Annotated in this window: 1 protein-coding gene; it reads left to right on the forward strand. The window is 64.9% G+C overall.

What is annotated here, in order from left to right:
• The first annotated feature begins 99 nt into the window (after positions 1-99).
• Entirely contained in the window at positions 100-1182 is a 1083-nt protein-coding gene (locus tag BRW65_RS30795) for an IS110 family transposase (RefSeq protein ID WP_432206475.1), read from the forward strand.
• Positions 1183-1461 lie beyond the last annotated feature (279 nt).

A 1461-nucleotide genomic window follows, 5' to 3' on the forward strand; every position in this document is an offset into this window, starting at 1 on the left:
CTAGACGGTATGGGGGGCTGGGGCCTCGCTCACATGTGAACGTGGGTTGCGGTCGGGAAATGGGTCCTGGCCGTAGAGCCACAGATGTGGGAGGCCCCAGTGAAGGTTCAGCGTACGAGTGTTGGGTTGGATGTGCACGCGCGTTCGGTAGTGGCGTGTGGTCTGGACGGGGATACCGGGGAGGTGTTTGAACGCCGGTTGACCCCGGATCCTGGCGAGATCCTGGCATGGATCAAGGGGCTTCCCGGGTCGGTGGCGGTGACTTATGAGGCCGGGCCGACGGGATTCAAGTTGGCCCGGTTCTTGCTGGAAGCCGGGATCGATTGTGTGGTGGCCGCACCGTCGATGCTGATCCGTCCGGCCGGAGACCGCGTCAAAACCGATGCCCGTGATGCCGCGCATCTGGCGCGGTTGTTGCATCTAGGCCAGGTGGTGGCGGTGACGATCCCCAGCATTGAGCAGGAGGCCGCCCGAGACTTGGTGCGGGCCCGCGAGGATATCCGTGGAGATTTGATGACCGCTCGCCACCGGCTATCGAAACTGTTGTTGCGCCAGGGGATCGTCTACAGCGGTGGACGCGCCTGGATTCGTGAGCATGAGCGCTGGCTGCGTCGGCAGCGGTTCGACAACGCCGCGCTACAACTGGCCTACGACACCGCTTTCGACACGATGCTGGCCACCGTCGATCGCCGGGAGCGCCTCGATACCGCGATCGCCGAGATGGCTGCTGGTTCAGCGTTTACTCCGGTGGTGACCCGGCTGGGCTGTCTGCGCGGGGTATCCACGCTGACCGCGTTCGGGCTGGCCGTCGAGATCGGCGACTGGTCTCGGCTCACGGGCCGCACTATCGGCGCCTATCTCGGGCTGGTGCCCAGTGAATACTCCTCAGGGGCCACCCGAACTCAAGGCGCAATGACCAAGACCGGCAATAGTCACGCCCGCCGGCTGCTGGTCGAAGCCGCCTGGCATCACCGCGCCCCATACCGACCCGGTGCGGTGATGCGGCGACGCTGGGCTGCCGCATCCCCAGCTGCCCGGGCCCGCGGCCAGGCCGGTAACCGGCGCCTGCATGAACGCTGGATGCATTTTGACCAGCGCAAGAAACGCTCGGTCGTCGCCAATGCTGCCATCGCCCGTGAGCTGGCCGGATGGTGCTGGTCATTGGCCGTCCTCGACGACTGAGCACCCCACAAATGTCCAGATAAGTCAGCCCGATGTCGGCAAGCGTCTTGGAGTGACCCGCCTCGCCGCTATGAGCAATCACCTTGCACCACAACCGATCACGCTCGACACTAGACAAGCGGACCGCTCCGACTCGAAAGTCCCGTCCTGCGGTAACCAACCCGCGTATATCAGACTGACACGCGTCGATACGACACGCTCGACATCCCCCAACTGACCCATCTGGTCAACGAAGCGGCGGCCACGACGACGGTTGCGGCCGCCGCTTCACCCTGCCCC

This window comes from Mycobacterium paraffinicum (genome assembly GCF_001907675.1).
In the GTDB taxonomy this organism is placed as follows: Bacteria; Actinomycetota; Actinomycetes; order Mycobacteriales; family Mycobacteriaceae; genus Mycobacterium; species Mycobacterium paraffinicum_A.